The 7,026-nt window shown below is 66.2% G+C and carries 4 protein-coding genes; 2 read left to right on the top strand and 2 right to left on the bottom strand.

Annotation, left to right across the window (positions count from 1 at the left end):
* Positions 1–232: 232 nt before the first annotated feature.
* Positions 233–1,159, bottom strand: a complete 927-nt coding sequence (locus BLW02_RS06480) for an esterase/lipase family protein (RefSeq protein ID WP_092697545.1) — start codon at positions 1,157–1,159, stop codon at positions 233–235.
* A 393-nt stretch (positions 1,160–1,552) separates the two neighbouring features.
* Between BLW02_RS06480 and BLW02_RS06475 the strand changes: the two genes are divergently transcribed.
* Both BLW02_RS06475 and BLW02_RS06470 read left to right on the top strand, forming a co-directional pair.
* The gene (locus tag BLW02_RS06475; RefSeq protein ID WP_092697544.1) at positions 1,553–3,238 is read left to right on the top strand and encodes an AMP-binding protein; all 1,686 of its coding nucleotides are present in this window, start codon (positions 1,553–1,555) and stop codon (positions 3,236–3,238) included.
* A gap of 59 nt (positions 3,239–3,297) precedes the next feature.
* Positions 3,298–4,224: an MBL fold metallo-hydrolase gene (locus tag BLW02_RS06470; protein WP_092697543.1), complete on the top strand. Its 927-nt coding sequence runs from the start codon at positions 3,298–3,300 to the stop codon at positions 4,222–4,224.
* 807 nt (positions 4,225–5,031) lie between these two features.
* Here BLW02_RS06470 and BLW02_RS06460 read toward each other — a convergent pair.
* Positions 5,032–7,017, bottom strand: coding sequence for a lytic transglycosylase domain-containing protein (locus BLW02_RS06460; protein WP_092697542.1), 1,986 nt, complete (start codon positions 7,015–7,017; stop codon positions 5,032–5,034).
* Between the last annotated feature and the right edge of the window lie 9 nt (positions 7,018–7,026).

The following is a 7,026-nucleotide window of genomic DNA, read 5'->3' as shown; positions in this document are numbered from 1 at the left end:
GCACCGCACCCCTTCGGGGCGAGCCATAGGCTCGGTGAATTGGGGCTCTGACCCCAAAAACCCGTCGCAGACAGCAGGGTCGCCTTTTCTTTGCTTACTTTCTTTTGGCGAAGCAAAAGAAAGTGAGGCGCCCGCCGGGGCGAGACCCGGCCCCCGCCCCCAGAAAAAGCACAACATCAACTACTAAAACAATAGCCGTCAGCGATTTATAAACAAGCTTCAGAGCCGCAAATTACCCCAAATCACCCCGCCCCATCTCCTCCAGGCAAGCCCGCATGACCAAAGGGTGAAACGCCATCTGCATATGCGCCACCCCCTGCACCAACCGGTTGTCCGCCCCCGCCAACATGGCCGTACCCGCCGGAAAAACGATGTTGTCGCAGTTCGAATACCAGCAGGTGAACAAGGCTGCACGGGCAGCCGGCTCGCCCTGCTGCAGCTGCTGCACCCATGCACCGCCCAGCGCCATCTGCTGGCCGTTGACCGAACTGCTGAAACGCCCCGCCCAGGTGCCACCATGCGGTGTGCCCAGCGTGATGACCCGGTGCACGCGCGCGGTGGCGCTGCCTGCCGCCAGTGAGCGCAACCAGGCGCGGGCCGCCAGCCCGCCCATGCTGTGGCCCACTACCACAGGCGCCATGCCGGTGGCCTCTTGCACGCGCCGCACGGCAGCGTCGATGGTGGCCGCGTAGTCGTCGATCGAGCCAAAGGCCGGCTCCAGCGTCACCGCCACAAAAGCATGGCCGCGCTCGCGCAGCGCCGCCATCCACGGCAGCCAGAAACCCCGGTTGCACAGGAAGCCGTGCACCAGCACCACGCCCCGGCGCGCGGCCCGCTGGTTGGGTGCCAGGGGCGGCAGCCAGTCGGGAACGGCGCTGTGGCGAAAGGGCTGGCGCCAGCCAAACACCGCCAGCGCCAGGCGCGCCTCGGCCCACCAGGCCGTGACCAGCTGCCCCCATGACGGCCGTGGCACGGGGTCCGAGCGGTTCACGCGCAGCATGGTCGCGAACTGCAGCCCCAGCACCAGCCCGAACAAGGCCAGTGCGGCGGCAACGCCCGCCAGTGCGGTCAGCGGCGAGCGGGGCCACTGCCATGCCAGCCAGGCGATCGTGGCCAAGGTGTTGAAGAAAACCACGGCTTGCTGCCAGCGTGCGTTCATGGATTCGGGGGTTGCAAGGAAGGAGCACGCATTGTGCTGCCTGCCCCGGGAAGGCTTGCGCTGGGTGCGGCACGCACTTTCCGCCGATGCAGCGCCACTGCAGCGCCCATGCCACGGCCCTGTCGCCTGCGGGACGGAGCTGGCACGCACCCTAGGACAAGCCCGGTAGCCGGGCCCCTGCCCCGCTCCCACAATTTAGTACGGCAACCCGGAAGTTTCGAAACATGAAATCGCGCCTTCGCCCGCATGGCGGCGTTGCAAATCCTCGCCATAGCTACGGCTATGGCTGTGGTTTGCGCCTTGCCCTGCGAGCGAATGCATCGATTTCATTGTGTTCCGCCACTTCCGGGTTGCAGTACTAGCCTTCCCTACCGGAGCACCCGAGGACACCGCATGGAAAAGATCTGGCTCAAAAGCTACCCCCCCGGGGTTCCCCACGATGTGCAGCCAGAGCAATACCGCTCGGTGGCGCACCTGCTGGAAGAATCCTTTCGCAAGCACGCGTCGAGCCCTTTTTCGGTCTGCATGGACCAGTGGATGTCCTACGGCGAACTCGACCGCCTCTCGGCGGCCCTGGGTGCCTACCTGCAGGGCCTGGGGCTGGAGCCCGGCGCGCGCGTGGCCATCATGCTGCCCAACGTGCCGCAGTTTGGCGTGACCATGGCCGCCGTGCTGCGCGCCGGCTACACCTGCGTCAACGTGAACCCGCTCTACACCGCCCGCGAGCTGGAGCACCAGCTCAAGGATTCGGGCGCCACGGCCATCGTGATCCTGGAGAACTTCGCCCACACTCTGAGCGAAATCGTCGAGCACACCGCCGTGCAGCAGGTGGTGATGGCGTCCATGGGTGATCTGCTGGGCGCGGTCTACGGCCCCTGGATCACCTTTGCCGTGCGGCATCTCGCCAAGATGGTGCCCGCCTACGAACTGCCGCTTTCCAATGGCCGCAAGGTCGTCAGCTTCAGGAAGGCACTGGCGCTGGGCGAGCGCCGCACGCTGGCGCCCAGCCAGGCAACGCTCGACTCGATCGCCTTCCTGCAGTACACGGGCGGCACCACGGGCCTGTCCAAGGGCGCGGTGCTGACCCACCGCAATATCGTGGCCGCCACGCTGCAGGCCGAGGCCTGGTTCACACCCGCCTTGTCGAAGGTGGGCGACGTCAGCCGCGCCAACAGCATCGCGGCGCTGCCGCTGTACCACATCTTCGCGCTCACGCTGTGCCTGCTGGCCATACGCCAAGGCTCCAGCCTCACGCTGATCCCCAACCCGCGCGACATTCCCAAATTCGTCGAGGTGCTCAAGAAGCGCCCCTTCCACATGCTGCCCGCCGTGAACACGCTGTTCAACGCACTGCTGCAGAACCCGCAGTTCAAGTCGGTCGACTTTTCGCACCTGTGCGTTTCGCAGGCCGGCGGCATGGCCGCAAGTGAAGGCACGGCCAGGCAGTGGCAGCAGGTCACCGGCAGCACCATGATCGAAGGCTGGGGCATGAGCGAGACCTGCGCCATCGGCACCAACAACCCCGTGACCAACACCGCGTTCAGCGGCACCATCGGCCTGCCCCTGCCCGGCATCGACATCGCCATCAAGGACGACGCCGGCAACAGCCTGGCGCAGGGTGAGTCGGGCGAGATCTGCATCCGCGGCCCCAACGTGATGACGGGCTACTACAACCAGCCCGAGGAGAACGCCCTGGCCTTCACGGCCGACGGCTTCATGCGCACGGGCGACATCGGCACCATGGACGCGCAGGGCTACACGCGCATCATCGACCGCAAGAAGGACATGATCCTGGTGAGCGGCTTCAACGTGTTTCCGAACGAACTGGAGCAGGTCATCAGCCTGTGCCCCGGCGTGGTGGAATGCGCTGCCATCGGCATTCCCGACGCCATGCAGGGCGAGTCCATCAAGATCTTCGTGATCAAGAACGACCCCGCTCTGACCGAGGACCAGGTGGCCAATTTCTGCCACGCCAACCTGACCGGGTACAAACGCCCCAAGTACATCGAGTTCCGCGACGAGCTGCCCAAAAGCAATGTGGGCAAGATACTGCGGCGCGAGCTGAGGACCACCTCCTGAGCGGCGGGGCGACCACCGTCCCCGGTCGCACCCGCCAAAATATTTGATTTTCACAGCTTATGACGCCTACTCCACCTGCGCTGCCAGTCGAAATAACGGTGTTCGAGCGCGGCTGGCTGTCGGCCAACAACATCCTGTTCATCGGTCAGCGCGACACTGCACTGGTGGACACCGGCTACTGCAGCCACGCCGACCAGATGGTGGCGCTGGTGCAGGGCGCGCTGGGCAACCGTGCGCTCGACCGCATCCTCAACACCCACCTGCACAGCGACCACTGCGGCGGCAACGCCGCGCTGCAGCAGGCCTGGCCGTGGGTGGAGACATCCATCCCGCCCGGGCAGGCCGCCCATGTGCGCGACTGGGACGCCTATGCGCTGAGCTACACCCCCACCGGCCAGGAATGCCCGCCCTTTCGCTACGACAGCGTGCTGCAGCCAGGCACCACCACGCTGCTGGGCGACAAACCCTGGCAGGTGCATGCCGCGCCGGGGCACGATACGCATTCGGTGGTGCTGTTCGAGCCGCAAGACCGCCTCCTGATCTCGGCCGACGCGCTGTGGGAAAACGGCTTCGGCGTGGTCTTTCCCGAGCTGGAGGGCGACAGCGCCTTTGCCGACGTGGCCGCCACGCTGGACCTCATCGAGCGCCTGGCGCCGCGCACCGTGATTCCGGGCCATGGACCGGTGTTTGCCGACGCGCCCCGCGCACTCGCCGTGGCGCGCAAGCGGCTTGACGGCTTTGCCAGCAACCCTGGCAAGCACGCGCTCTATGCCGCCAAGGTACTGCTGAAATACAAGCTGCTGGAGTGGCAGCGCATCCCCGTGTCCGAACTGCGCGCCTGGACGGACGCCACGCCCTACTTCGGCGCCATGCACCAGCGGCATTTCAATGATCGCGGCCAAGGCGAGTGGCTGGAGGGGTTGATGGATGAGCTGGTGCGGTCGGGGGCAGCGCGGCGGGAGGGGGAGTGGTTGGTGAATCTTTGAGGGTGGTGGGTTCGGTTGGCCTGCCTGCTGGTCTGGCTTTTGGGCTTCGGTGCTTATTTATCAGGCGCTGGTTGCTATTGTTTTGATAGTTGGTGCTATGCCTTTGCATGGGGCGGGGGCCGGGGTGTGCGCCCGGCGGCGCAGTGGCTTTCTTTTACTTCGCCAAAAGAAAGCCACCAAAGAAAAGGCGACCCTACAGGCTGCGTCCCTTCGCTTCGCTGCGGGCAACCTGCGGTGCTCGCGTTCAGCGGGGTCTCGCTCGAACTCGCTGCGCTCAGACAATCGCGAGCCCTGATCCGCTGGCCGCTGCGCTCCTCGGCGCAGCCTGAAGGGAACCGGAGCAAACATCCCTTCGGGCCATCGCTGCGCTCGGCCCAGCCTGTGCAGCGTGAGGCGCGAGGCGCTTGCGCCCGCGAGATTGGGGCCAAGCGCAGCGATGGCCCGTGGGGCTGTTGGGTTGTTCACCCCCATCTGGCTGCGCCTGCGGCGGGGCGGTTGCGGGGTGAGCATGGGCGTCGAAGCGCCCATGCCTCGTTATCTGACTCGCCGTGGCTGTCCGAGCGCAGCGCGCCAGCGCGTAGCGAGTTCCACGGCGCACCCCGCAACCGCACCGACGCAGGTCTGCCCCGAAGGGGTCGCAGGCTGTGGGTCGCCTTTCTTTTGCTTACTTTTCTTTGGCGAAGCAAAGAAAAGTGAGGCGGCCGCCGGGCCGAAACCCGGCCTCCGCCCTCAACCAAGGCACACTACAAACCATCAAAACAATAGCAACCAGCGCCTGATAAACAAGCACCAGAGCCTAAAAAGACCTCAAGGAAGCTCCTTGTTCGCCTCCGGCTCCGCACTCTCCCGCGGCCCCACCGTGCCCAGCCGGCTCTTGAGCGACTGCGGCTGCCCCGTCAGCAAGGCCGCGTAGTTGGTGGTGTTGGCCAGCACCTTCTTGACGTAATCGCGCGTCTCGGCAAAAGGCACGTTTTCGGCCCAGATGGCGGCATCGAGCACCGGGCCGTTGCGCCAGCTGCGCGGGCGGCCGGGGCCGGCGTTGTAGGCGGCGGCGGCCATGGGCATGGAGCCGGCGAAGTCGTCGAGTGCCAGCTTGAGGTAGGCCGTGCCGATGGTGATGTTGGTGTCGCGATCGGAGATCTGGTCGGGCGTGAAGTTGGCAAGGCCGATCTTCCTGGCCGTCCAGCGCGCGGTGGCGGGCATCACCTGCATCAGGCCCGAGGCGCCCACGCCCGAGCGGGCATCCATCACGAAGCGGCTTTCCTGGCGGATAAGGCCGTAGACATAGGCCGGGTCGAGACCTATGCCCTGGGCGCGCTCCACCACGGTGTTGCGAAACGGCGTGGGAAAGCGCTGCGCCGCATCGGTCACGGCCTTGGTGCGCTCGCTGGTGTTGATGCAGCGGTCCCACACCTCGCGCTGGCAGGCAAAGTCGGCTGCGGCCAACAGTTCGCGGTCGGCCATGCCGCCGGGGGTGTGCAGGTTGGTGGTGTAGTTCCACTCGCGCACGCCTTCGCTGCGCAGGCCCAACAAGATGGCGTACAGGCCCCGGTTAAGCCCCGGGTTGGCGCGCGCAGCGGCTTTTTCCTCGGCGGTGAGCGGCGCCGGCGCGGGCGGCGTGGCAATGCGCTGGCCCAGCTCTTCCAGGGCCAGCTGCTCATAAAAACCGCGAGTGCCGGCAATGCCCTCCAGCAATTGCCGTGCTTCGGCGCGCTCGGCTTCGCTGGGCCTGGCGGCCAGCAGGGCGCGGGCTTTCCAGTACACCCAGGTGCTTTCCTGGCGGGTGTCGTCGCCCATGGCGTCGATGGTCTTGCGCACCACCTTCCATTGGCCGGCACGCAAGGCGGCGCGCGCCTTCCAGCCCAGGGTATCGTCGTTCAGGTCGCTGTCGCGGGCCACGTTGGCGAAATACGCCATGGCATCGGGCGAGAGCTTTTGCGCGGCCTGCTTGCCGATCACGCCCCAGACCCAGTTGCGCTCTTCGGCCGACAGCTGCACACCCCATTTGGCGTCCAGCAGGTTGGCGGCGGCCTGCGGGTCGCCGGTGGCCAGCTTGACCAGGGCCAGCACCACCAGCTCCTGGTGCATCTTGCCGCGCACGGTGGCGCGGCCGAGCAGGTATTTGGTGGGCGAGTCGAACACATCGCGCAGCTGGGGCAGGGCATCGGGCGCGACAATTTCCACGGCATTGCGCACCACGCGCATGCGGTTGGCCTCTATGCCCAGGCGCGCCTTGCGCCACACATCCAGCGCACTGAGCTTCTTGTCGCTGTATAACTCGCTGGCCGCGTGGGTGCAGCCGTCGTCCGCATCGCGCAGCGAATACCAGGTGCGGCGCACATCATCGGCAGCACTGGCGGGTGCCGTGCCCTTGATCTGGTCGATCAGCAGGGCGTAGCAGCGCACCTCGCGGTCGTCCGACATGCGGTATTGCGGATGGTGCTCGGCAAACTGCGACCAGTCGCGCCGCTGGCCCAGCAGCAGCAGCCAGTCATTGCGCAGGCGGTCTTCCTGGTAGCTGCCGGCATAGCGCTGCAAAAAGGCCTGCACCTCCTGCGGTGCGGCCTCGTCCAGACGCGCCTTCAGCGTCCAATAGGCAGCCCAGGGTTCCAGCGCATGGCCGCGCGCGGCGGGCAGCAGCTGTTCGAGCTTCTTGCGGTCGCCCTTGCGGAAGGCCTGCTGCATCTCCAGCAGGGTGTCGTCGCCACGGTTTTGCGCCTGGACCAGGGGCGCAGCAGTGGCCAGCACGGCAGCGGCCACAAGGGGTGTCAGAATGGCTCTGAGTAAATGCATGGGGGAATT

The sequence above is a fragment of the Acidovorax soli genome (assembly GCF_900107605.1).
In the GTDB taxonomy this organism is placed as follows: Bacteria; Pseudomonadota; Gammaproteobacteria; order Burkholderiales; family Burkholderiaceae_C; genus Acidovorax; species Acidovorax soli.
This window is presented reverse-complemented; position numbering and strand designations above follow the sequence as displayed.

Excerpts from the sequence above, each read along its gene's own strand:
- BLW02_RS06480 (WP_092697545.1), bottom strand. The coding sequence starts at position 1,159 with ATGAACGCACGCTGGCAGCAAGCCGTGGTTTTCTTCAACACCTTGGCC.
- BLW02_RS06475 (WP_092697544.1), top strand. The coding sequence starts at position 1,553 with ATGGAAAAGATCTGGCTCAAAAGCTACCCCCCCGGGGTTCCCCACGAT.
- BLW02_RS06470 (WP_092697543.1), top strand. The coding sequence starts at position 3,298 with ATGACGCCTACTCCACCTGCGCTGCCAGTCGAAATAACGGTGTTCGAG.
- BLW02_RS06460 (WP_092697542.1), bottom strand. The coding sequence starts at position 7,017 with ATGCATTTACTCAGAGCCATTCTGACACCCCTTGTGGCCGCTGCCGTG.